Origin of the sequence: Kitasatospora sp. NBC_01539 (genome assembly GCF_045040525.1) — a bacterium.
Lineage (GTDB): Bacteria > Actinomycetota > Actinomycetes > Streptomycetales > Streptomycetaceae > Kitasatospora.
Map to the genome: position 1 here is coordinate 8541975 of NZ_CP109390.1, position 24205 is coordinate 8566179.

General features: G+C 72.4%; 20 protein-coding genes. 16 read left to right on the top strand and 4 right to left on the bottom strand.

Annotated elements, in window-relative coordinates; translation table 11 throughout:
* Window positions 1–144: 144 nt before the first annotated feature.
* From OG335_RS37035 to OG335_RS37085, 11 genes are all read left to right on the top strand, one after another.
* Window positions 145–1758, top strand: a complete 1614-nt coding sequence (locus OG335_RS37035) for a sugar ABC transporter ATP-binding protein (RefSeq protein WP_405009488.1) — start codon at window positions 145–147, stop codon at window positions 1756–1758.
* Window positions 1759–1801: 43 nt separating this feature from the next.
* A complete protein-coding gene (locus OG335_RS37040) occupies window positions 1802–2860 on the top strand; it encodes an ABC transporter permease (protein ID WP_405009487.1) in 1059 nt (352 codons plus the stop codon).
* 67 nt (window positions 2861–2927) lie between these two features.
* Entirely contained in the window at window positions 2928–4136 is a 1209-nt protein-coding gene (locus tag OG335_RS37045; protein ID WP_405009486.1) for a sugar ABC transporter substrate-binding protein, read from the top strand.
* A gap of 110 nt (window positions 4137–4246) precedes the next feature.
* Window positions 4247–5101 carry an oxidoreductase gene (locus OG335_RS37050; protein WP_405009485.1) on the top strand — a complete coding sequence of 285 codons (855 nt, stop codon included), beginning with the start codon at window positions 4247–4249 and terminating at the stop codon, window positions 5099–5101.
* A gap of 75 nt (window positions 5102–5176) precedes the next feature.
* On the top strand, window positions 5177–5737 hold the full coding sequence (locus OG335_RS37055; RefSeq protein ID WP_405009484.1) for a VOC family protein: 561 nt from the start codon (window positions 5177–5179) through the stop codon (window positions 5735–5737).
* A gap of 179 nt (window positions 5738–5916) precedes the next feature.
* A complete protein-coding gene (locus tag OG335_RS37060) occupies window positions 5917–6762 on the top strand; it encodes a fumarylacetoacetate hydrolase family protein (RefSeq protein ID WP_405009483.1) in 846 nt (281 codons plus the stop codon).
* 88 nt (window positions 6763–6850) lie between these two features.
* A complete protein-coding gene (locus OG335_RS37065; RefSeq protein ID WP_405009482.1) occupies window positions 6851–7312 on the top strand; it encodes a hypothetical protein in 462 nt (153 codons plus the stop codon).
* Window positions 7313–7409: 97 nt separating this feature from the next.
* On the top strand, window positions 7410–8054 hold the full coding sequence (locus OG335_RS37070; RefSeq protein ID WP_405009481.1) for an NAD(P)-dependent oxidoreductase: 645 nt from the start codon (window positions 7410–7412) through the stop codon (window positions 8052–8054).
* Between the two features lie 123 nt (window positions 8055–8177).
* Entirely contained in the window at window positions 8178–9041 is an 864-nt protein-coding gene (locus tag OG335_RS37075; RefSeq protein WP_405009480.1) for an SDR family oxidoreductase, read from the top strand.
* A gap of 233 nt (window positions 9042–9274) precedes the next feature.
* On the top strand, window positions 9275–10483 hold the full coding sequence (locus tag OG335_RS37080; RefSeq protein WP_405009479.1) for an acyl-CoA dehydrogenase family protein: 1209 nt from the start codon (window positions 9275–9277) through the stop codon (window positions 10481–10483).
* 172 nt (window positions 10484–10655) lie between these two features.
* Window positions 10656–11513, top strand: coding sequence for an SDR family oxidoreductase (locus OG335_RS37085; protein ID WP_405009478.1), 858 nt, complete (start codon window positions 10656–10658; stop codon window positions 11511–11513).
* Window positions 11514–11594: 81 nt separating this feature from the next.
* On the opposite strand, the gene OG335_RS37090 is transcribed toward OG335_RS37085, so the two are convergent.
* A complete protein-coding gene (locus OG335_RS37090) occupies window positions 11595–12293 on the bottom strand; it encodes a GntR family transcriptional regulator (RefSeq protein WP_405009477.1) in 699 nt (232 codons plus the stop codon).
* A gap of 385 nt (window positions 12294–12678) precedes the next feature.
* Here OG335_RS37090 and OG335_RS37095 point away from each other — a divergent pair, with 385 nt between their 5' ends.
* From OG335_RS37095 to OG335_RS37105, 3 genes are all read left to right on the top strand, one after another.
* Entirely contained in the window at window positions 12679–13257 is a 579-nt protein-coding gene (locus OG335_RS37095; protein ID WP_405009476.1) for an NADPH-dependent FMN reductase, read from the top strand.
* Window positions 13258–13420: 163 nt separating this feature from the next.
* Window positions 13421–14059 (top strand): nuclear transport factor 2 family protein, encoded by a 639-nt coding sequence (locus tag OG335_RS37100; RefSeq protein WP_405009475.1) that lies wholly within the window; start codon window positions 13421–13423, stop codon window positions 14057–14059.
* A gap of 218 nt (window positions 14060–14277) precedes the next feature.
* Window positions 14278–16602, top strand: a complete 2325-nt coding sequence (locus tag OG335_RS37105) for a SpoIIE family protein phosphatase (protein ID WP_405015296.1) — start codon at window positions 14278–14280, stop codon at window positions 16600–16602.
* A gap of 175 nt (window positions 16603–16777) precedes the next feature.
* Here OG335_RS37105 and OG335_RS37110 read toward each other — a convergent pair whose 3' ends face one another.
* The 3 genes from OG335_RS37110 to OG335_RS37120 all read right to left on the bottom strand — a co-directional run bounded on the left by OG335_RS37110 (window position 16778) and on the right by OG335_RS37120 (window position 20240).
* Window positions 16778–17413, bottom strand: coding sequence for a CoA transferase subunit B (locus tag OG335_RS37110; RefSeq protein WP_405009474.1), 636 nt, complete (start codon window positions 17411–17413; stop codon window positions 16778–16780).
* Window positions 17413–18192 (bottom strand): CoA transferase subunit A, encoded by a 780-nt coding sequence (locus OG335_RS37115; RefSeq protein ID WP_405009473.1) that lies wholly within the window; start codon window positions 18190–18192, stop codon window positions 17413–17415. The genes OG335_RS37110 and OG335_RS37115 overlap by 1 nt, the downstream gene beginning before the upstream one ends.
* A 1526-nt stretch (window positions 18193–19718) precedes the next feature.
* Complete coding sequence (locus tag OG335_RS37120; RefSeq protein ID WP_405015295.1) at window positions 19719–20240, bottom strand: Lrp/AsnC family transcriptional regulator; 522 nt, start codon at window positions 20238–20240, stop codon at window positions 19719–19721.
* 159 nt (window positions 20241–20399) lie between these two features.
* On the opposite strand from OG335_RS37120, the gene OG335_RS37125 reads away from it, so the two are divergent.
* Both OG335_RS37125 and lpdA read left to right on the top strand, forming a co-directional pair.
* Window positions 20400–22742: a transketolase-like TK C-terminal-containing protein gene (locus OG335_RS37125; protein WP_405009472.1), complete on the top strand. Its 2343-nt coding sequence runs from the start codon at window positions 20400–20402 to the stop codon at window positions 22740–22742.
* Between the two features lie 28 nt (window positions 22743–22770).
* Window positions 22771–24159 (top strand): dihydrolipoyl dehydrogenase, encoded by a 1389-nt coding sequence (gene lpdA, locus OG335_RS37130; protein WP_405009471.1) that lies wholly within the window; start codon window positions 22771–22773, stop codon window positions 24157–24159.
* Window positions 24160–24205: the final 46 nt, after the last annotated feature.

The window sequence follows — 24205 nt, forward strand, 5'->3', positions numbered from 1 at the left end:
GCCCGGACCGGCCCACCCGAAATTCCCGGCCGGGGACCACTGCAAAGTCTGCTGTTATCACATATATTTGCTTATGCCTGAGAGTGACGCCAGTCACTGCACATCGAGCCCCGGGTCAGTGCTGACCCGGAGGCAGGAGAACTGATGCGGAGCAGAAAGGCACAGGTCCGTCGAGAACCCGCCCGAGTCGGCGACGACGCCTGGAGCCGCGGATCGACCGGCGCGGCGCCCCACCCGAAGGGCTCGCGCGGCCGCGAGGCGGTGGAGATCAGGGGCCTCACGAAACGCTTCGGGCGCGCGACCGTCCTCAGCGACGTCGACCTGACCGTCGCACCGGGCGAGATCCACGCCCTGGTGGGCCAGAACGGATCGGGGAAGTCCACCCTGATCAAGATCCTCTCCGGTGTCCACACCGCCGACGCCGGGCAGATCCGCGTAGGGGGCCAGGCCCTCTCCACCCCCGTCCGCCCGGCCGACCTCCGGGAGCACAACCTCGCGTTCGTCCACCAGGACCTCGGCCTGGTCGACGACCTGACCGTCGTGGAGAACGTGCGCGTGGGCCAGTACAGGCCCGGCCGCGTCCTCCGGAACATCGCCTGGGACCAGGAACGCCGCCTCGCGGAGGAGTCCTTCGCGCGACTCAACGCGTCGATCCCCATGGACGCCCGGATGGGGTCGCTGCCCGCGGGGCAGCGGGCGGTCGTCGCGATCGCACGAGCCGTCCAGGGCCGTCACCCCGGCACCGGCTGCATCGTGTTCGACGAGTCCACCCAGTCGCTGCCGCGCGAGACCCTGCCCGAGTTCTACGACATCCTGCGCACCATCGCGCGCTCCGGCACCGGGATCCTGATCGTCAGCCACCGCCTCGACGAGGTGATGAGCCTCGCCGACCGGGTGACCGTGCTCCGAGACGGCCGGGCGGTCGCCGAAGGCGTTCCCGTCACGGACCTCAGCGAGGCCGAGCTGAGCCGGCTGATCCTGGGCCGCGAGCTGGCGAGCGGCCGCATCGGGGCCGTCGTCGACCCCCACGCCGTCAAGCCCGACATCGCCCTCGACGTCGCAGGCGTCTCCGGCAGGACCCTCCGCGCGCTCGACATGCGGGTGCACGGCGGCGAGGTCGTCGGCATCACCGGCGCCGGCGACTGCGGTCTGGACGAGATCGCCGACATCATCGGCGGGAACAGCCGCGCCTGCGGCGGCCGGCTCAGGGTCGGCGGCCGGGAGTTCGCCCTGCCGGTCACGAACCGCGAGGCCCTCCACGAGGCCGGGCTCGCCGTCATCCCCCAGAACCGCATGGAGGACGGACTCGCCGCCGAGGTGAGCGCGATGGCGAACGTGACCCTCCCCCGCGTGACCGGACGGGGCCGCCTCTTCCTCGGCCGCGGCTGGCAGCAGAAGGAGTTCAGGGCCGCGGTCGAGTCCTTCGGCATCAGGCCGGCGCTGCCGAACGCCCCGGTCGGCTCCTTCAGCGGCGGCAACCAGCAGAAGCTCCTGATCTCCAAGTGGCTCCTGAACGCGCCACAGGTCCTGATGGCCTGCGAGCCGACGCAGGCCGTCGACGTCGGCGCCCGCCTCGACATCCTGCGGGCCCTCCGCGGAGCCGCCAACGAGGGCAAGGCCGTCGTGATCTGCTCGATCGAGGTGCAGGACCTCGCGGCCGTGTGCGACCGGGTGATCGTCCTGCGCGCCGGCCGGGACCACCTGGAGCTGGGTGACGACGTCACCGCCGAAGCGATCACCAGGGCCACCTATGCCTGACCCGGTTCACCCGCCGGCTGCGCACGACCAAGGAGACACCACCATGACACCGAACGAGAGCGCCACTTCCACCACCCACGTGCGGCGCACGCCGGCCGCCGACCCCGGCCGGGGGGAGGGGCCCGCACCGGCCCCCCCGGGCCGCCGGCGGAAGACGGCGGCGGCGGACCTGTCGCGCCGGGGCAGCCTGATCCTCGTCTGGATCGCCCTGTTCATCGTGTTCGGACTGCTCGCCCCCGACCAGTTCCCCACCACCGGTACGCTCCAGACGATCTTCGGCTCCCAGCAGGCCCTGGTGTTCATCGCCCTCGGTGCCCTCTGCGCCTTCTCGGTGGGGGAGTTCGACTTCTCGGTGGCGGCGGTCGCCGGGCTCTCCGCGACCCTGGTCGCCGTGCTCGTCAGCGAGCAGGGCCTGAACGTGTGGCTCGCGGCGATCGTGGCCGTGGCGGTCGCGGTGGGGGTCGGCGCCTTCAACGCGCTGCTCATCATCAAGATCGGCATCAACCCGATCGTGACGACACTGGGCGTGGCCACCCTCCTCACCGGCGTGTCCTCGCGGATCTCCAACGGCGGCAGCGTCTTCCTCGACAGCCCGTCGCTCTACAAGGTCGCCGCGACGAAGGTGCTCGGCCTGCCGGTCAGCTTCTTCTACGGACTCGCGGTGGCCGCCGTCTTCACCTACGTGATGACGTCCACCCCGCTCGGCCGCCACATGCTGTTCGTCGGCTCCAACCGCAACGTCGCACGGCTCGCCATGGTGCGGGTCAACCGGATCCGGGTCGGCGCGTACATCTCGTCCTCGCTGCTCTGCGGCGTCGGCGGCGTGCTGCTCGTCGGCACCGTCGGCGGCTTCGACCCGGCGAGCGCCTCCTCCTACCTCCTCCCCGCCCTGTCGGCGACGTTCCTCGGCACGGCCGTCATCCAGCCCGGCAGGTTCAACCCCGCCGGCAGCATGATCGCCATCTACTTCCTGGCGACCGGCATCGTCGGGCTCCAGCTGCTCGGCTTCGCGGGCTGGATCAGCGACGTCTTCTACGGCTCGGCACTCATCATCGCCATCGTCCTCTCCACCCTGTTCCGTCGGGACAGGCGGCACTCCTGACCAGTACGGCCGGCAGCCACCGTGCCGCGGTGGCGGTCATCACCCACCCGTGAACCGAGGGAACCGAATGAGAACCATGCTGAACACCGGATCGTCGAGCGCAGGCCGCAGACCGGCCCGCACCACCTGGACCGCCGTCGCGGTCGCCGCCCTCACGGCCGCCGGCCTGAGCGCCTGCGGCAGCTCGGCCACCTCCGGCGGGTCCGACGGCGGCGTGACGAACGCCAAGGGCGTCGAGCTCGCCACGGCAGCGGTCGAGAGCCACGTGCGGGTCCTCGACTCGTTCAAGGCTCCGGGCGGTGAGATCACCGGCCTCGACAAGTTCAGGGGCGGCACCATCGCCTACGTCCCCATCACCCTGAAGGCGACGTACTTCCAGGCCCAGCTCGAACAGATCACCGCGGCCGCCGCCCTGCTCGGCATGAAGGTCCAGGTCTGCGACGCCCAGGCGCAGCCCACCGTGGCGACCCAGTGCCTCAACCAGGCCGTCGCGGCCAAGTCGGCCGGCATCATCACGGACTCGCTCCCGTTCGCCCTGGCCAGGAACGCCTACACGGCGGCGGCCGACGCCGGCATCCCGGTCGTCGCCTCCGACGTCTCCGACCCGCTGCCCCCGGCGCTCGCGGGCAAGGTCGTCACCACGGACAACGGCCAGGACGTCGGGGCCCGGCTGATGGCGGACGCGATCATCGCCGACTCGGGCGGCGACGCGAACGTGCTCTTCGTGAACACCACGTCGACCAGCACCACGAAGAGGTCGTCCGACGCGGTCCTCGACGAGTTCAAGACCCAGTGCCCCGGCTGCAAGGTGACCACGGCGGCCTGGGAGAGCACCGCCGTCCAGAAGGTCCCGACCACCGTCAGCGTCGCGCTCAACTCGCACCCGGAGATCGACTACGTCTTCGTGAGCTACGACCAGCCGGCCAGCCCGCCCGCCATCCAGGGCATGCAGCTCTCCGGCCGGGCCGACAAGCTGAAGCTGGTCGGCTACGGGTCGGACGTCACGGCGATGCAGCGGCTCGCGAACGGGACCCAGCTGGCGGACGTCGCCGTCGACCCGGCACTCGTGGCGTGGAACAACACCGACCGCCTGCTGCGCATGATGGCGGGGACGGAGATCCCGGAGCAGACCGCCTACACCATCCCGCGGCGCATCTTCAACAAGAGCAACATCAACTCCGTGAACGGCCGGAGCGTCGACGACTTCAAGAGCGGGGCGTGGTTCACCGACGGCTCGTTCCGGAAGACCTACGCGCAGCTGTGGGGGGCGAACTGACCACCGGTCGCACTCCACGGCCCGACACGGGACCGCGCGGGAGCGGCGCCGCACGAGCCGGCGCCGCCACGCAGCCAGCATCCACCCCAGGAACACCAGGAGCACCCGACATGCCGCACACCGTCCCCGGAGGCACCTACGTCCTCGGCGGCGACCTCACCGTCACCCGGATGGGCTACGGCGCCATGCAGCTCACCGGCCCGGGGGCGTTCGGGCCCCCCGCCGACCGGGCCGCCGCGGTCGCCGTCGTCCGCGAGGTCGTCGAACTCGGCATCACGCACATCGACACCAGCGACTACTACGGTCCGCACGTCACCAACGGCATCCTCCGCGAGGCCCTCCACCCGTACCCCGGCGACCTCCACGTCGTCACCAAGGTCGGATTCGCCCGCGACGCGGCGGGCGGCTGGCCGCAGGCCGCCGAGCCGGCCCAGCTGCGCCAGGCCGTCCAGGACAACCTGACCAACCTGGGCCTGGACGCCCTCGACGTCGTGAACCTCCGCATGGGCGGGCCGGCCGAGTCGGTGGCCAAGCCCTTCACCGTCCTCGCCGAGCTGCAGCAGCAGGGCCTGATCAGGCACCTCGGGCTCAGCACCGTGAGTGCCGAGCAGGTCGCCGAGGCCCGGACCATCGCGCCCGTCGTGTGCGTGCAGAACATGTACAACATCGCGAACCGCGGCGACGACGCCCTGATCGACGGTCTCGCGGAGCAGGGCATCGCCTACGTGCCCTACTTCCCGCTCGGCGGGTTCTCCCCGGTGCAGTCCGGGGTGCTCGACGACGTCGCGGCCCGCCTGGGATCGACCCCCAAGGCCGTCGCGCTGGCGTGGCTCCTGCGGCGCTCGCCCAACATCCTGCTGATCCCGGGCACCTCCTCGATCGGGCACCTGCGCGAGAACGTCGCCGGTGCCGGGCTCGACCTGCCCGACGACGCCGTCGCCGAACTCGACGCCATCGCGGGGTGACGCGGCCGGGCGCCCCCGCGGGGGCGCCCGTGCCACCGGCCCGACCGCCCACCACCCCGCAGAGGAGACACGAGCATGACCTCCACCCCCAGGTTCGCCCACGTCGTGTTCCAGACGTCCCAACCCGACGTGATGCGCGAGTGGTACTGCGCGCTGCTGGGCGCCCACGTCGTCTACGAGGGTCACGGCCTGACCTTCCTGACCTTCGACGACGAGCACCACCGCATCGCCCTCGCCCACATCCCCGGCCTGGAGCGCAAGTCGCCGAAGGCGGCGATCGTGAACCACGTCGCGTACACCTTCGACTCGCTCGACGAGCTGCTCGACCGCTACCAGGAGCTCCTGGCCAAGGGCATCGAGCCGTGGAAGCCCGTCCAGCACGGGGTCACGACGTCGCTGTACTACGAGGACCCCGACGGCAACCACGTGGAGATGCAGGTCGACAACTTCGCCACGGCGGACGAGGCCACCGCCTACATGGAGGGCCCGGAGTACGACGCCGATCCGATCGGCGTGCGGTACAGGCCCGAGCTGATGGTGGAGGCGCGCCGGGCCGGCGTGGCGGCCGCCGAGCTGCAGACCCGGGAGTGGGCGCTCAGGACGAGCCCCGAGCTCCCGCACCCGATGGCCGACTGAGACGGCCTTCCCCGGCCCCGGCACCGCCGGGGCCGGGCGGCCCGGTGCCGAACCGGATCCACGGAGCACCGGGCTTGCCAAAGACCAAGTGTTATCACATATATTGAAGTCCGCTGTTGTGGCGGCCGATCGGTGTCTCCCGGGGCTGTCCCGGAGAGCGCCGAGATGAGGAGTGACCTATGCGGATCGTCAACGTGGCGGGCAGGCCGGGCCTGCTCGTCGGCGACGGAGTCGTCGACATCGCCGAGGCGAGCGGCGGCCTGTTCCCGCCGGACGTCCACGCGGTCTACGACCGGTGGCCGGAGTTCACCGCCTGGGCGGCCGAAGCGGACGACGCGCCGGTGAAGCCCCTGGACGAGGCGCAGTTGGGCTCGCCGGCCCCGCGCCCCGGGCAGGTCTTCGCGATCGGGCTCAACTACCTCGACCACGCGGAGGAGGCCGGACTCGACGCCTCCACCGACGCCATGGTGGTCTTCGCGAAGTTCCGCTCCTCGATCACCGGCCCGTTCGCCGAGGTCGAACTGCCCCGTGGCTCGGTCGACTTCGAGGCCGAGCTCGTGATCGTCATGGGCCGACACGCCCACCGGATCGACGCCTCCCAGGCCTGGGACCACGTCGCCGGGCTGACCGTGGGGCAGGACCTCTCCGAGCGGGAGCTGCAACTCCGTCCGCCGACGCCGCAGTTCAGCATGGGCAAGTCCTTCCCCGGCTTCGCGCCGATGGGGCCCGCCCTCGTCTCCGTCGACGAGTTCGAGAACCCGGACGACCTCGCGATCGGCTGCACCCTGAACGGCGCGTCGATGCAGCAGTCCCGCACGAAGCTCATGATCTTCCCGGTCGCCGAGATCATCGCGCGGCTCTCCGCGACCGTGCCCCTGGCGCCCGGCGACGTCATCTTCACCGGCACGCCCTCCGGCATCGGCTTCGCGCGCGACCCCAAGGTGCTGATCCGGCCGGGCGACGAGCTCGTCACCGGCATCGAGGGCATCGGATCGATCCGCACGCGCTTCGTCGCCGGCAGCTGACGGCAGCCCCGTCCCCGATCGAGCCGCGCGTCCGACCGTCCCCCTTACGACCGTCCCCCGTACGACCCCGAAGCGAATGGATGTACCCATGGAACCGAACTGCCAGATCTGCGGACTCGAGAATTCCGAGGAGTCCCATGTGGTCTTCCGCGACGAGCTCTGGGCCGGCGAGATCGTCCCCGGCTACGACGTCCCCGGGTGGTTCTTCCTGCGCGCCCGCCGCCACGCGGAGCGGATCACCGGCCTGAGCGAGGAGGAGCAGGAGACCTTCGGCCGGCGCGCCAGGGACCTGGTCGAGGCCGTCACCCGGGCCACCGGGGCCGAGGCCACGTACATGCTGATGTTCGGGGAGGCCTTCCCGCACTTCCACGTCCTGATCACGGCGCGCACCGCCGACGTGCCCGCCGACCGTCGCTCCGGGGAGATCCTCAAGCTCCGGGCCGAGCAGTCCGACCCCGAGGCCGCCAGGGCGCTCGTCCCGGCCGTCCGGGAGGCCTACGCGGCGATCACGGCAGGGGCGCTCGCGGCCTCGGCAGCAGAGGGCAGCTGAGCCGGACGCGGGGCCGGCACACCGGTTACCTCCGGGTGCCGCGGCAGTGCAGTGCACGTCGGGGAGACGCCCCGGCGCAGATCAGTTGGGAGTCCTCATGGCCCGCATCACCGTTCTCGGCGGCACCGGCTACGCCGGCAGCGCCATCGTCCGCGAGGCAGCCGCGCGCGGACACGAGGTCGTCGCCTTCAGCCGCAAGGCGGCCGACGAGGCGATCGACGGGGTCGTCTCCGTCACCGGGTCCGCGCAGAGCCGGGCCGATCTCGAACGCGCGACGGCGGGCGCGGAGGTGATCGTCGTCGCGCTGGCGCCGAGCGGGGAGCTCCAGGACGGCTTCGTGGAGCTGAACGCGGAGATCGCCGAGCTCGCCCGCAGCCGGGGCGCCCGCCTCGGCGTCGTCGGCGGGGCCGGATCCCTGCTGCTCACGGCGGACGGCCCGGTGGTCTACGAGGCGCCGGAGTTCCCCGAGCAGTTCCGGGGCTACGCGCGCATCGGCGACACCGTCCTGCAGGCACTCCGCGGCAGCGACCCGGGCCTCGACTGGTTCGTGCTGAGCCCGCCCCGGGGCTTCGGGCACTACGCGCCCGGCGAGGCGACGGGGACGTTCCGGGTCGGCGGCGAGGTCATGCTCACCGACGAGCAGGGCCGCTCGGAGATCTCCGGGGCGGACTTCGCCACGGCCTTCGTCGACGAGATCGAGCGTCCCGTCCACCGCCGCGCGCGGTTCACGGTCGCCTACTGACAGGCACTTCCGCCGTTCGTCGGCCGGGCCCGTCCCCGGTGGCGACCGGACGGCACGTGCAAGAACCCAGCATTCCTGCTGGCCCGCCCGGTCACGGGCGGGCCAGGCAATCCGGAGGTCCCCATGATCCTGGTAACAGCGGCCGGCGGCCGCACCGGCCGCAGTCTGGTCCGCGCGCTGGTGCGCGAGGGCAAGGAGGTGCGGGCGGCGGACATCGCGCCCTCGGTGCACGAGGTCCGTGAGCTCGGAGCGGCCGAGTCCGTGGTGGCCGATCTCCTGGAGCCGGCCGATCTGCGCAAGGCGATGGAGGGCGTCGAGTCGGTCGTCCACATCGGTCCGCTGTTCCACCACCGTGAGGCCGACATCGGCCGTGCCGTGGTGGCGGAGGCGCGGCGTCACGACGTGCGGCACTTCGTGCAGTTCTCGGTGGTGCACCCGCAGATCGAGGCGCTGCTGAACCACCAGGCCAAGCTGGCGGTGGAGCGCGCGGTGGTCGAGTCGCCGATCCCGTTCACGATCCTGCAGCCGATGCACTACCTGCAGAACATCAACGTCGTCGAGACCGTCCGGTCGGGGGTCCACCGCAAGCCGTTCTCCCACGACACCCGGCTGGCGCAGGTCGACATCGAAGACGTCACCGAGGTGGCCGCGAAGGTCGTCGGCGACCCGTCCCACCACCACGCCACCTACGAACTGTGCGGGTCCGACTACGTGAACGGCCACGAGATCGCGGCCGCCATCGGCGAGGTCGCCGGTCGCACCATCACGACCGAGCTCCAGGCGATCGGCGACTTCGCGAGCAGCGAGCGCCGGCAGCACCAGGAGGACGAGTTCCCGTACGACGTGATGTACCGGCTGTGGGGCCACTACAGCCGGTACGGCATCACCGGCAACCCGAACGTGCTGGGCTGGCTGCTCGGCCGCCCCCCGACGACGCTCCGCGCGTACGTGGCGCGGGAACTCGCCGCCGCGGCCGCCACGGCCTGAACAGCGGCTGGCGGCCCGGCGGCTGCCCCGCCGGGCCCACCGCCCCGTTCCGCGGAGCGGTACACACTGGAATGACCGGGTGATCCCGGCCGTCGCCGTCGTACGGACGACGCCGTGACCAGGGATCGACCCGGAGCGAGGAGCGCGGGACCGGGCGCCACCGCCGACCGGCCACCCGCACGTCCGCAGACACCACGCGCCCTCGCGGCGCACCGAACTTCGAGGGACAACGCATGACCACGTCGTTTGACACACACACCCTCACCGGCGACCTCGACGCGGCCGCCCTCGTCGCCCGTGCCAGGGAACTCCGGCCGCTGCTGCGCGCGAACTCGGCGCAGGGCGAGCAGGACCGCCGCGTGGTGGAGGAGAGCATCCAGGCGCTCCAGAAGGCCGGGCTGTTCAAGCTCCTCCAGCCGAAGCGCTACGGCGGGTTCGAGACCTCGATGCGCACCCTGGTCGACGTCTCCGCCGCCGTGGGCGAGGCGGACGGCGGCACGGCATGGGTGGTCTCGCTGCTCAACTCGGGCGCGTGGCTGGCCGGCTGTTTCCCCGCGCAGGCCCAGGACGACGTCTGGGCGGCGAACCCCGGGGCGCTCGTGTCGGGTGTCTTCTCGCCGCTCGTCGAGTCGACGAAGGTGACCGGGGGCTTCCGGGTCACCGGCAAGTGGTTCTACAACTCCGGCTCCTGGCACGCCGACTGGGCCGTGCTCAGCGTGCCCGTCACCAACGACGCCGGCGAGGTCGTCGACATGGCGATGGCCCTGGTCCCGCGGAGCGACCTCGACCTTCAGGAGACCTGGTTCGTCGCCGGCATGCGCGCCTCGGGATCCAACTGCCTCATCGCCACCGACGTGTTCGTCCCGGAGCACCGGCTGATGTCCGTCGGCCCGGCGATCGAGGGCAACTTCCCGACGGAGTACACCGAGGAACTCCTCTACCGCTCGCCGCTCGGGCCGTTCTTCGCCGTGGGCATGGTCGGGCCGCAGCTCGGTCTGGGCCGGGCCGCGCTGGAGATCGTGAAGGAGAAGGCGGCCACCAAGGGCGTCGCCAACACCGTCTACGCGCGGCAGGCAGACTCGGTGGCGTTCCAGATCCAGCTGGCGCAGGCGACCATGCTGCTCGACACCGCCCACTTCCACGCCCACCGGGTGACCGACGACCTCGACACGGCCGCGGCCGAGGGCGGCAAGCTCGAATTCCTCGACCGGGCACGGATCCGGGCGGACATCGGCTACGCGATCGAGAACGTCGTGAAGGCGATCGACGTCCTGCTCTACGCGCACGGCTCGGGCAGCTTCGCCGAGGCCAACCCGCTGCAGCGGATCTGGCGGGACTCCGAGGTGGCCTCGCGCCATGCGGGCATCCTGCCGATGGTCTGCTACGAGATCTACGGCAAGGCGCTCGTCGGCTCCGAGGAGCGGATCACCCCCATGATCTAGGCCCCGCACGGCGGGTCACCGCCGGAGCAGCCGGAGCAGCCGTGGCGGTCGCGGGGCGCGGGTGCGGGAGAGGGGCGCCCGGTGTCCCGTGCCCCGCGCAGGAACGACCCGCCACGGCCGCCGGCAGCACGTTCATTTTCTGCTCGACCTGAGTCGATCGTCTGGAGACATCGTGATCCTGGTAACTGCAGCAAGCGGCCGGACCGGCCGCAGCCTGATTCGCGCGTTGGTGCGGGAGGGCAAGGAGGTGCGGGCGGCGGACATCGCGCCGTCGGTGCACGAGGTCCGTGAGCTGGGTGCGGCCGAGTCGGTGGTGGCGGACCTGCTGGAGCCGGCGGATCTGCGGAAGGCGATGGAGGGGGTGGAGTCGGTGGTTCACATCGGTCCGCTGTTCCACCACCGTGAGGCCGACATCGGTCGTGCGGTCGTCGCGGAGGCGCGGCGTCACGACGTGCGGCACTTCGTGCAGTTCTCGGTGGTGCACCCGCAGATCGAGGCGCTCCTGAACCACCAGGCCAAGCTGGCGGTGGAGCGGGCCGTGATCGAGTCGCCGATCCCGTTCACGATCCTGCAGCCGATGCACTACCTGCAGAACATCGACGTCGTCGGCACCGTCGCGTCGGGCGTGTACGGCAAGCCGCACTCGGCCGACTCCCGCCTCGCGCACGTCGACCTGGAGGACGTCACCGAGGTGGCCGCGAAGGTGGTGGGGGATCCGGGTCACCACTACGCGACGTACGAGCTGTGCGGGTCCGACTACGTGAGCGGCCACGAGATCGCCGGCGTCCTCGCCGAGCTGTCGGGCCGGCCGGTCGTCGCCGAGGTCGAGGCGCTCGCCGACCTGGTGAGCCCCGAGCGTCAGCGGCTGGCGGAGGCCGAGTTCCCGTACGACATCATGTACCGCCTCTTCGGGCACTACAGCCGCTACGGCATCACGGGCAACCCGAACGTGCTGACCTGGCTGCTGGGCCGCGCCCCGACGACGCTCCGCGCGTACGTCCTGCGCGAGCTCGGGGCAGCGAACGCCTGACGGCGGGTCGGCCCGCGCCGGCCGCCGCCGGACGGCCCGCGGGCGGGTCGCTCCGACCGCGGGCCGGCGGCGGGCGGTCCGTCAGGAGCCCCCGGCCGCCTTCGCGTCGGTGACGACGGCGAGCGCGCGCAGCGCCGTCTCCTCGTTCCGGGTGAGGTGGACCAGCACGGCCTCCGCGGCGGCGTCGGGATCGCGCCGGCGGAACGCTTCGAGGAGGACCTCGTGGGCGTGCCGGCGCCGCAGCTTGTCCTCGGGTGCGGGGTCGATCCGGCCGAAGCCGATCCGGATGTAGCGTTCGGCGGCGCGCCAGAGCATGTTCAGGACCCGCATCTCCCACGTGCCGGCCGCCGGTGCGAGCAGGGCGGCGTGGAACTCGTGGTGCGAGTCGTAGACCGTCTGGATGGTGTGCTGGGGATCCCCGAAGTCCTCGACTTGGGTCTGGAGCCGGTCCAGCTCGGCGTCGGAGATCAACAGGCAGGAGCGGCCGGCGAGCTCGGGTTCGAGGTTGCGGCGGATCCGGTAGATCCCCTGGAGGTCGTCGAGGTCGAGCGGTGCCACGCAGGCGCTGCGGCCGGGCCGGGTGATCACGAGGCCCTCGCCCTCCAGGTTGCGCAGGGCCTCCCGTACCGGGATGAAGCTGACGTCGAGCATGGCGGCGATCTTGCGAAGCGAGAACGTCTCGCCGGGTGCGAGGTCTCCCGAGACGATCGAGCGCCGCAGTTCGGCGGTCACCAGATCCGGGACCGACCGGGTCTCGATCGGCTGGACGGGGGGCTTCATCAGTGTTCCTGCTTTCGCGCTCAACGTGATGACCAGGGTAGCGCCGACGGTGCCCGCCGGGCGGGGGTGGTGCGACCGCACCATCTCCGTCATATGATATAACACTTGTACGGTCCGAGAGTGGAACTCTCCACGACGTCCGCCGCCCTCACCCTCCCGTTCCGGCCCACTCCCGGCCCGGGCGCCACCGGGCGGGACCCCGCCCCCGCGACCCCGGCGGGCGGCCGCGGCCGCCTTCCGGCACCGCCGGCCCGCCGCCCGCACACCCGCCGCAGCGGCAGCCCGGGGCACGGCCGGACGCCTCCGGGCACATCGCGGCGCGGCCCGTGCGGACGCGACCGACGGACGATCCCTCCCACCCGACAGTCAAACCGTGAGGAACAGCATGTCGACCACCGCACGTCCCCTCCTGCAGATCCACGTCGGAAGCACGCGGCCCAACCGGATCGCCCCGGCCTTCGCCGCGTGGTTCGCCGAGGCGGCCGAGAAGCACGCGGGCTTCGAGGTCGAGGTCGTCGACCTCGCCGAGGTGGGCCTGCCGCTCCTGGACGAGCCGAACCACCCCAGGCTCCGGCAGTACGTCCACCAGCACACCAAGGACTGGAGCGCGATCGTCGACCGCGCCGACGCCTTCGTGCTGGTGACCCCCGAGTACAACTACGGCTACAGCGCCGTCACGAAGAACGCCCTGGACTACCTGTGCCAGGAGTGGGCGGACAAGGCGGTCGGCTTCGTCAGCTACGGCGGCGTCGGCGCGGGCGTCCGGGCGGTCCAGCAGCTCAAGCAGGTCGTGACCACGCTGCGGATGGTGCCCGTGCTGGAGGCGGTCAACATCCCGTTCGCCTGGGACAGGCTCACCGCCGAGGGCGGGGTCACCCCGGACGCGATCCTGGACAACGCCGCCGCCCTCATGCTCGGCGAGCTGGCCCGGCTGACCGGGAAGCTGCGGCCGACGGGCCACTGAACCGACCCCGACGGCGCCGGACGGCGCCCGACGCTCCTCCCCGTGTCCGGCAGCGAGGAGCACAGTTGACGACAGGCGGCAGGCGGGGAGGACCGGACACCTCCCGACCCGCCGCACCGCGCCCGGCGAACGACGGGCGCCCCGCCGGCAGCAGGAGGATCGCATGGGAACGACAGACATCGGCGTCGGTGCACGGGGGGCGAACCCCGCCGGGAGCGGCGGCGACGTCGCGCTCGTCACCCAGGTCGTCCTGGCCGAGCGCCAGGGGCGCGACCGCGGCTGGTGGGAGCAGATGGCCGCCCTGTACTGGCCGGACTCCACGGTCCACCTCAGCTGGTACAACGGCGACGGATCCGGCTTCGTGGCGGGCTCCGCGGCGATGGCCCGGCGCGGAGCCGTGGCCCTGCACCACATGTCCGCGCCGGTCGTCCACGTCCGCGGCACCAGGGCCTACGTCGAGGCGTCCGTCGCCATGCGGTTCCAGGTGGAGATCGACGGCGTACCGGGCGACCTCGTCTCCCACACCCGTCTGAACTACCGCCTGGAACGACGGGCCGACGTCTGGGGCATCCTCTCCCTGGACGCCGTCTACGAATACGCCACCCTCACCCCGTCGGTGCCGGGCCAGAGCATCGTGATCCCCCCCGAGGACCTCACCGGGTACCGGTCCAGCTACGCGGTGCTCGCGTGGAACATCGCCCGGGAGGGCCGCACCCCCGGCCACGACGAACTCGGCGACGACCGTCCCGAGGAGCTCGCCGCCTTCTACGCCGCCGTCTGGAGCTGGCTGGACGCCGAGTAGCCGCGCCGGCCCGGCCCCGCGCGCCGTCCGCGGGGCCGGGCGGAGCCGCCCGGGGGCCCGCCCCGCGCACCGGGGAGGCCCGTCGGTGACGCCTGCGGAACGACACGAAGGCGTACATTGACGGTAGGTGCCCCGAGCGGTTGGTGAGGGCCAGCGTGGAAACCTCCGACGGTCACGACGACGGCGGCCCCGACCGGGGCGACGACGCCCTGACGGATGTGGCGGCCGCCCTGATCGACGGTCACGGCACGGTCAGGGAGTGGTCCGAGGCCGCCGCGGACCTGCTGGGACGGCCCGCCGAGGAGGTCTGCGGCCGACCCGTCTCCGGCCTGCTCGCCGACCCGGCGGAGCCGGACGCCGACCTGGCGGCGCTCCCGCCCGGAACCACGGTGCTGCTGCGCCACGCCCGCGGACACGCCGTCGCCGTCCGGTGCCGCCTGCTGCCGCTGGACGGGACCGCGCACCGGCTGCTGCTCGCCGTCCCCGCCGACCGTGCGGAGGAGTTCGAACAGGGAGCGGCGCTCGTGCGCGCCCTGTTCGAACAGCAGCGCGTCGGCGTCGTCCTCCGGAACACCGACCTGTCCGTCGCACGCACCAACCTCACCTCTCCCGTCCGGTGGTCCCTGCCACTGGGCAGCACACCGGCGGACGTGATGGCGGTCCCGGACGCCGTCGCCACGGAAGCCGGACTGCGCGCCGTGCTGGAGACCGGCGTGCCGATCGTGGACCGGGCCCAGCACGTACGCAGCCTGACCGACCCGGCACGCGAGTGGTCGTTCTCGGTGACGGCGCTGCGCACCACCGACCGCCGCGGTCACCCCACGGGCGTCACGGTCCTGCTGACGGACGCGACCTCCGAGTGGCTCGCCGGCCGGCGGCTGCGGCTGCGGCACCAGGCCGCCATCCGGATCGGCCCCTCGCTGGACGTGAGACGCACCGCCCAGGACATCGTCGACGTCCTCGTGCCCGACTTCGCGGACCTCGCCGCCGTCGACCTCGCCGAGGCCGTCCTGGTCGGCGACGAGCCGCCCAAGGGGTTCGTCGGCGGCGACCTCCACCTGCACCGGATGGCGGCCCGGGCGGAGGGCGGCTGGCCGGCCGGCCTCCTCGAACCCGGGAACGCCTTCCCCGAGCTCCCGGACCGGACCATGGTCCGGATCCTCCACGAAGGGCGCACGTTCGTCGCCGACCGCGCCACCCTCGAACAGGCCGTCGGCGAGGGCGCGCTGGGCAGACTGCTCATCCCCGAGGGCGGCCGCTACATGGCCGTCGCCCCGCTGTTCGCCCGCGGGCTGGTCCTCGGCATGATCGGCGCCTGGCGCATCGACCGCGACGAACCCTTCGACCCGCAGGACGCGGACCTGCTCACCGAGATCGCCGCACACGCCTCGCTCAGCATCGACAACGCCCGCCGCTACACCCGCGAACACCGCGCCGCCGTCGCCCTGCAGCGCCGCCTGCTGCCCGCCTCCACCACGCACACCCCGGTCGTGGAGGCCGTCGGCCGGTACCTGCCCGCGGCCGACGGCGCGGAGATCGGCGGCGACTGGTTCGACGTGATCCCGCTGCCCTCCCTGCGGGTGGCCATGATCGTCGGGGACGTGGTCGGACACGGACTGCACGCGGCAGCCACCATGGGACGGCTGCGCACCGCCGTCCAGACCCTGGCCGACCTCGAACTTGCCCCGGACGAACTGCTCACCCGGCTCGACGAACTGGTCACCCGGCTCGCCGCCGAAGCCGGCCCGGCCGAACGCGACACCGTGGGCGCCACGTGCCTGGTCGCGCTGTACGACCCCGTCACCCAGCGGTGCACCGTCGCCAGCGCAGGGCACCCGCCACCCATCGTCGCCGAACCCGACGGCACCGCCCGGCCCGTCCGCGTACGGCCCGGCCCGCCCCTGGGCGTGGGCGGCCTGCCCTTCGAGACGTCCACCGTCCACCTGCGCCCCGGCAGCTGGCTCGCCCTCTACACCGACGGCCTCCTCGGCCGCCCCGCCGAGGGAATCGACGTGGCCGTGGGCCGCCTCGCCGACCGCGTCACCGAACTCCACCGGTCGGGATGCCCCCTGGAGACGGCCGGCCACCTCCTGACCACCGAACAGGCGGGCCTCCCGGCGGCCGACGACACCGCCCTGCTGCTCGCCCGCATCCGGCCGCTGCGCGTCGACGCCATCGCCGAGTGGGAGTTCCCGGCGGATCCCGCCACGGTCGCCGACGCCAGGGCCGTGGCCGGCGGCAAGGTCCGCGAATGGGGGATCGGCGATCTCGACTTCGCCGTCGAGCTGATCGTGAGCGAGCTGGTCACCAACGCGATCCGCTACGCGGGCGGCCCGATCGGCCTCCGGCTCATCCACGACTCCGTGCTGGTCTGCGAGGTCAACGACCCGAGCAACTCCCAGCCCCGGCTGCGCCGCGCCTCCCTCGGCGACGAGGGAGGCCGCGGGCTCTTCCTCGTCGCCCAGATGAGCAGCCGCTGGGGCAGCAGGTACGGGAGGTCGGGAAAGACCATCTGGGCGGAGCTGGAGACCTCGGCCGACTGACCCGCCCCCTCCGGGAACGGGCCCGCCAGGTGCCACTTCCCGGCCCGTCCTTCCCGGCCCGTCCCACCGGCGGATCCGCCCCGCCGATCCGCCCGGCCGGGGTGCCGGACGGCATGCCGCGCGACCCGGTGCCGCCGGCACCGGGTCGCGTCGTCGGAAGCGCCGCCCGCCGCGCCTACGACCGGACGGTCACCGGGGCGTCGGTGCGGGCGATGACCTCTTCGGGGGTGACGCCGGGGGCGGTCTCCACCAGGGTGAGTCCGTCGGTCCCGACGTCGAGGACGGCGAGGTCGGTGATGATGCGGTGGACGCAGGCCCGGCCGGTGAGGGGGAGGGTGCACTCCCGGAGGATCTTGGGGGTGCCGTCCTTGGCGGTGTGCTCCGTCAGGACGATGACGCGGCGGGCGCCGTGGACGAGGTCCATGGCGCCGCCCATGCCCTTGACCATCTTTCCGGGGATCATCCAGTTGGCGAGGTCGCCGGTGGCGGAGACCTGCATGGCGCCGAGGATCGCGGTGTCGATGTGGCCGCCGCGGATCATGCCGAAGGAGAGCGCGGAGTCGAAGAAGGCCGCGCCGGGCAGCACGGTGACGGTCTCCTTGCCGGCGTTGACGAGGTCGGGGTCGACCTCGTCCTCGGCCGGGTACGGGCCGACGCCGAGGATGCCGTTCTCCGACTGCAGCACCACCTGCACGCCGGCGGGCACGTGGTTCGGCACGAGGGTCGGCAGGCCGATGCCGAGGTTGACGTAGGCGCCGTCGTGCAGCTCCGCCGCCGCCCGTGCGGCCATCTCGTCGCGGGTCCAGGCCATCAGTCCACCGTCCCTCGGGTCGCGGGCACGGAGACCGTGCGCCGTTCGATCTGCTTGTCGGCGGCCTGCCGGGAGGTGAGGGGAACGACCCGCTGGACGAAGACGCCCGGCACGTGGATCTCGTCGGGGTCGAGTTCGCCGGGTTCGACGAGTTCCTCGACCTCGGCGATCGTGATGCGGCCGGCCATCGCGGCGAGCGGGTTGAAGTTGCGGGCGGACCTGTCGAAGACGAGGTTGCCGTGCCGGTCGCCCCGGGCCGCCCGGACCAGCGCGAAGTCGGTGGTGATGCCGTGCTCCAGCACGTGGTCGAGGCCGTCGAAGGCCCGCACCTCCTTGCGGGGAGAGGTGACGACGACACCGCCGGAGGCGTCGTGACGCCAGGGGATGCCGCCCTCCGCGACCTGGGTGCCCACGCCGGCGGGCGTGTAGAAGGCGGGGATGCCGCAGCCGCCGGCCCGCAGCCGCTCCGCCAGGGTGCCCTGGGGCACGAGCTCCACCTCCACCTCGCCCGTGAGGTACTGCCGGGCGAACTCCTTGTTCTCGCCGACGTAGGAGCCGGTGATCCGGGCGATCCGCCCGGCGGCGAGCAGCACGCCCAGGCCGTGCCCGTCGGTGCCGCAGTTGTTGGAGACCACGCCCAGGCGGGTGGTGCCGCACCGGTGCAGGGCGGAGATCAGGGCGGACGGTATGCCGCACAGCCCGAACCCGCCCACGGCCAGGGTGGCGCCGTCGCGGATGTCGGCGACCGCCAGGTCGGCGTGGATGATCGTCTTGTCCATGGAACCCTTCATGTCATCGAAGCGGTGGAGGCGGGGCGGCCCGGCGGCCGCTGCGGCACCGGGCACGGAGTGGTCGGCTGCCACCGCGGCGGGGTGCCCGGCCCGAGGGCCGTCCGGAGCCGGGCGAGCAGGTGCTGAGCCTCCGTCACCGGAGGTGCGGGCGGCGGCGCGGGCGGGAACGGCCTCGACGTGGCGGGGCCGTCGAGCCCCGGCCGTACGGGTGGGACCGCACCCCGCGGGCGTGCCCGGCCCTGCCGGGCGTCGGAGCACGGGGCGCAGACGGGGAGCGCGGAGAGGGGGTCCACGGGGGCGTCCGGGCCCGGGAAGGCCGTGTGGGCGCAGACGAGGAGGTGGTCGTGCCCGGAGGGGGCGCACTGGCAGGTGCATTCGGTGTACATGGCGATGGTTTCCTGGTGGGCTGAGCGCCTTCGCGGCGGTGCGGCGGCAGGCGCGGGCCGTGGCGTGCGGTGGTGTGCGGTGGTGTGCACGACCGGGCCCGGTCGGCGGGGAGCCGGCGCGGCCCGCGGTGGTGCGGGCGGTGCGGCCGGTCCCTCCCTGACGGGAGCTCACCCTCCCGGTGCGGAACGGTTCCGGTGCCACCCGGTGGTGGCCGGTTGCGTGTCGCAGGGAAGGAAAGTCGTTGCGGACGAGAACAGCACCGCGCCGCGGCCCGCACAAGCACCCGCGAAGAATTCGCGCAGTATGCGCAATCCCGGGCCTCCGGGCTTTCGGGGAGTGTGCATTGTGCTCAGGCCGGAGCGGATCCTGCGGCAGGCATCCGGACGGTCCCCGTCGAATTGACGTCGTATTGACGGGGGTGCGGATTCGGAACCCCCGGCCGGGACGGGGGAGCTGACCGTCTGTGGTGCGGTTTTCGGTGAGGGGGATGTGGCGGGCGCCATACGGCCGTACCCTCCGCCCCTGCCCGAACCTGCTCCGACCTGCGGTGGAGCCGGATGACCCGGCTCGGCCCCGGATGCCTTCCGGCCTGGTCCGTATGGTCGGGCGCCGCACTTCCCTTGCTGTTATAACAGTGACCGCTTACAGTGGCTGCCACGCAGGGCGCGGCGCATTCACCCTCAGCGGGTGCGTGCAGCCGGGTGGCGATCGCCGTTACGCCCCCGGCCGGTTCCGGAGCCGTCGACCTTCCTTTCGGTCCGGTTTCGGGACCGTGCGCGGACACCCGGAAACTGCCGCGCCCTGCCATTGTCCGATCGTGTGCAACAGCCGTGAATCGAGGCGGTCATGAATGCTCTGGGCGGGGTGCGCCGACAATGGTCCGGCGCACCGGCTTCTCCGAGGCGGCTGTCGTCGCCCGTCAATTCCGGGCAGCTCGCGGTGGGCGGCCGGATCGGCCTGGTCGCACCCGGCGCGGTCGAACCCGAGCCGCCCGAGCCGGCCGGGTCGCCCCCGGACGGCCCGGACCGGGCGGCCTGAGCACAGGCCGTCCTCCGGCCGGGGCTCGCCGGGCCGGACGACTCGCCGGGTCGTCCGGAACGCCGCGGCAGGCGCCGCCGCGCGAGCGGTCAGCGTGCCGGGTGCCGGTTCCCCGCCGGGCGGCGGGAGGGCTCGACCCCGGCGACCCGCTGCAGCAGCGGCGTGAGCCGGTGCGGCACCAACTCCCGCATCGCGAGAGCGGTGTTGGTGCGCTCCACGCCGGGGCTGGCGAGGATCTGCCCGGCGATCCGGTAGAGGTCCTCGGCGTCGGCGGCGACCACCCGGGCGAGCAGGTCCGTCCCGCCGCTGAGACCGACGACCTCGACCACCTCCGGGATGGCCGCGAGGGCGTCGGACACCTCGGCGAGCCGGTGCTGGTCCACCTGCATGGTCACGAAGGCGGTGAGCGGATAGCCCAGCGCGCTGGGCAGCACCCAGCGTTCGCCGGAGCCGAGGGCGCCGCCGTGCTCCAGTCTCGCCAGCCGTGCCTGGACGGTGTTGCGGGACAGCTCCAGGCGCTGGGCCAGGGCCAGGACCGTGGCCCGCGGCTCTTCCGCCAGGGCGAGAAGGATCCGGGCGTCGGTGGCGTCGACGGTCCGGCCACTGTTCACGGTGTTCAAGCGGGCACCCCTCGTCAGCTTGATCATTGAGCACATTGCTCAACAATTTGAGCATGTGTTGTCCATATGAAGCGTGCCCTGTGTACTTGCGAAGCACAAAGTTGATTCTACGCGGCAGGCGCGCAGATGAGGTATCGGAGGTGTCGGACCATGGTCATGAGTGCCGCGTCGACTGGATCGGAGACGCCGGGCCGCTCCCGGCAGGACGTGCTGGAGACCCTTCGAGCGGTCGAGGACCGCGTGCTGTGGCTGTCGACGGCGATCATCGACCGGGCGAACCGGGTGCGCCCCAACCCGGAAGGGCTCAAGGTCGGCGGCCATCAGGCGTCCAGCGCCTCCATGGCGTCCATCATGACGGCGCTCTGGTTCCACCACCTCGGCGCGGACGACCGCGTCTCCGTGAAGCCGCACGCCTCGCCCGTGCTGCACGCGATCAACTACCTGCTCGGCGAACTCGACGAGTCGTACCTCGGCACGCTGCGCGCCCTCGGGGGCCTGCAGAGCTACCCCAGCCGCACCAAGGACCCGGACCCGGTGGACTACTCCACCGGATCGGTCGGCATCGGTGCCACGGCTCCGATCTGGGGGGCGATCGCCCGCCGCTACGTGGACGGCCGCTTCGGACAGGCCGGCCACGGCCGCCAGTTCTCGCTGCTCGGTGACGCCGAACTCGACGAAGGCGCGATCTGGGAGGCCGTGCACGACCCGATGGTCGCCGGCCTCGGCGAGATCGTGTGGGTCGTCGACCTCAACCGGCAGTCCCTCGACCGGGTGGTCCCCGACATCGCCGCCGACCGGCTGCAGGGCGCGTTCGCCGCCGCCGGATGGCAGGTGCTCACCCTCAAGTACGGGCAGCAGCTCCAGGACCTCTTCACCCGCCCCGGCGGCGACGCCCTGAGGGTGCGTCTGGACGCCATGGGCAACCCCGAGTACCAGCGGCTGCTGCGCTGCACCCCCGAGCAGCTGCGCGACCGCCTGCCCGGCACCGGCTCGACCCGCGAGCCGATCGGCCGCCTCGTCGCGGACCTGGACGACACCGAACTGCACACCGCGGTGCGCAACCTGGGCGGCCACGACCTCGGAGCGCTGCTGGACGCCTACGACGCCATCGACGACACGCGGCCGACCGTCATCTTCGCCTACACGGTCAAGGGCCGCGGGCTCGCCAACGAGGGCCACCCGCAGAACCACTCCTCCCTGCTGACCGAAGGACAGATGCGGGAGCTGGCCGCCCGCGTGGGGACGGACCTCGACGCCCCCTGGGGCCGCTTCCCGGACGGCAGTGCCGAAGCCGCACTGTGCCTCCGCGCGGCCGACCGGCTCCGGCGCGCAGACCTCCCCGCGCAGCCGTCCCCGTCCGTGCCCGCCGACATCGGACGCACCCCGTCCGGTACCGGCACCACCCAGCAGGCCCTCGGCAGGGTCCTGCTCGACCTCACCCGGCAGGCGCCCGAGGCGGCGGCGCGGATCGTGACCGTCAGCCCGGACGTCAGCTCCTCGACCAACCTGGGCGGCTGGATCAACAAGGTCGGCATCTGGTCGGCGGCCGAGCGCACCGACTGGTTCGCCGACGACGCGGAGACGATCCTGCACTGGCGGGAGCGCCCCACCGGCCAGCACCTCGAACTCGGCATCGCCGAGACCAACCTGGTCGGACTCCTCGGCGAGCTCGGCGCCACGTGGAGCCGCTGGGGACAGCCGCTGCTGCCCATCGGCGTCGTCTACGACCCGTTCGTCAACCGCGCCCTGGAGCCCTGGTCGTTCGGCATCTACGCCGGCGGCCGGTCCATCCTGGTCGGCACCCCGTCGGGCGTCACCCTCGCCCCGGAGGGCGGGGCCCACCAGTCGATCACCACCCCGTCCCTCGGCATCGAGCAGCCGGGCGTCACCAGCTACGAACCGGCCTTCGCCCTGGACACCGAGTGGTGCCTCCTGGAGGCCATGAACAGGCTCGGCGGCCCGGACGGCAGCTCGGCCTACCTGCGGCTGTCCACCCGGCCGGTGGACCAGACCCTGGCCGCCGTGCCGGCCGACCCGGTCGCCCGTGAGCGCCGCCGCCGCCAGGCGGTCGCCGGCGCGTACGCACTGCGACGGCACGAGGCCCCGGCGGTGACCGTCGCCGCGATGGGCGCGATGATCCCCGAGGCCCTCGCGGCCGCCGACCGGCTCGCCGCGCAGGGCATCGGCGCCGACGTCGTCTGCGTCACCAGCCCCGACCTGCTCTTCCGGGCCCTGCAGGCCCGGCGCGGGCTGGAGGACGGGTCGCACCGGATCCTGGACCAGGTCTTCCCCGCCGACCGGGCCACGCCCCTGGTCACCGTCCTCGACGGCCACCCCCACACCCTGGCGTTCCTGGCCACGATCAACAACGTGCCGGTCACCTCGCTCGGCGTCACCCGGTTCGGGCAGTCGGGGACCATCCAGGACGTCTACCGCTACCACGGCATCGACACGGACAGCATCGTCGCCGCCGCCCTCGACCTCACCGACTGACATCCCCTTCCCCCATGGAGGACGTGACGTGGCGAACGACGCCAGCACCGTTTTCGACGTAGTCATTCTCGGAGGCGGAAGCGGCGGTTACGCCGCGGCGCTTCGCGCCGCCCAGCTGGGTCTGAGCGTCGCACTGATCGAGAAGGGTGAGCTCGGCGGCACCTGCCTGCACCGCGGCTGCATCCCGACCAAGGCCCTGCTGCACGCGGCCGAGGTCGCCGACGAGACCCGCGAGGCCGCCGAGTTCGGTGTCCTCGCGACGTTCCAGGGCATCGACATCAAGGGCGTCCACAGGTACAAGGACGACGTCGTCAGCGGCCTCTACAAGGGCCTGCAGGGCCTGGTCGCCTCCCGCAAGGTCACCTTCGTCCAGGGCGAGGGCCGGCTCTCCTCGCCGACCTCGGTGGACGTCGACGGCCGGCGCATCGAGGGCCGCCACATCGTGCTGGCCACCGGCTCCGTCCCCAAGTCGCTGCCGGGCCTGACCATCGACGGCGACCGGGTCATCTCCTCGGACCACGCCCTCAAGCTCGACTACATCCCGAAGTCCGCCGTGATCCTGGGCGGCGGCGTGATCGGCGTGGAGTTCGCGTCGGTCTGGAAGTCCTTCGGCGTCGACGTCACCATCGTCGAGGGCCTGCCGCACCTGGTGCCGCTGGAGGACGACAACTCCTCCAAGCTGCTGGAGCGCGCCTTCCGCAAGCGCGGCATCAAGTTCGAGCTGAAGGCCCGCTTCTCGGGCGTGGAGTACACCGAGAACGGTGTCCGCGTCTCCACCGAGAACGGCAAGCAGATCGACGCCGACCTGCTGCTCGTCGCCATCGGCCGCGGTCCCGTCTCGGCCGGCCTGGGCTACGAGGAGCAGGGCATCGCGATGGACCGCGGCTACGTCCTGGTCGACGAGTACCTGCGCACCAGCGTGCCGACCGTCTCCGCCGTCGGCGACCTCGTGCCGACCCTGCAGCTCGCCCACGTCGGCTTCGCCGAGGGCATGCTCGTCGCCGAGCGCCTGGCCGGCCTGAAGACCGTCCCGATCGACTACGACGGCATCCCGCGGGTGACGTACTCCAACCCCGAGGTCGCCTCCGTGGGCCTCTCGGAGGCCAAGGCCGTCGAGCAGTACGGCAAGGACAAGATCGTCACGCTCAAGTACAACCTCGCCGGGAACGGCAAGAGCAAGATCCTCAAGACCGCCGGCGAGATCAAGCTCGTCCAGGTCAGGGACGGCGCCGTCGTGGGTGTCCACATGGTCGGCGCCCGCATGGGCGAGCAGGTCGGCGAAGCCCAGCTGATCTACAACTGGGAGGCGCTGCCCGCCGAGGTCGCGCAGCTCATCCACGCGCACCCCAGCCAGTCCGAGGCCCTCGGCGAGGCACACCTCGCACTGGCCGGCAAGCCGCTGCACGCGCACGACTGATCCGCGGGCCCCCCGCAGTCCATCCATTCCCGAACGCAAGACTTGA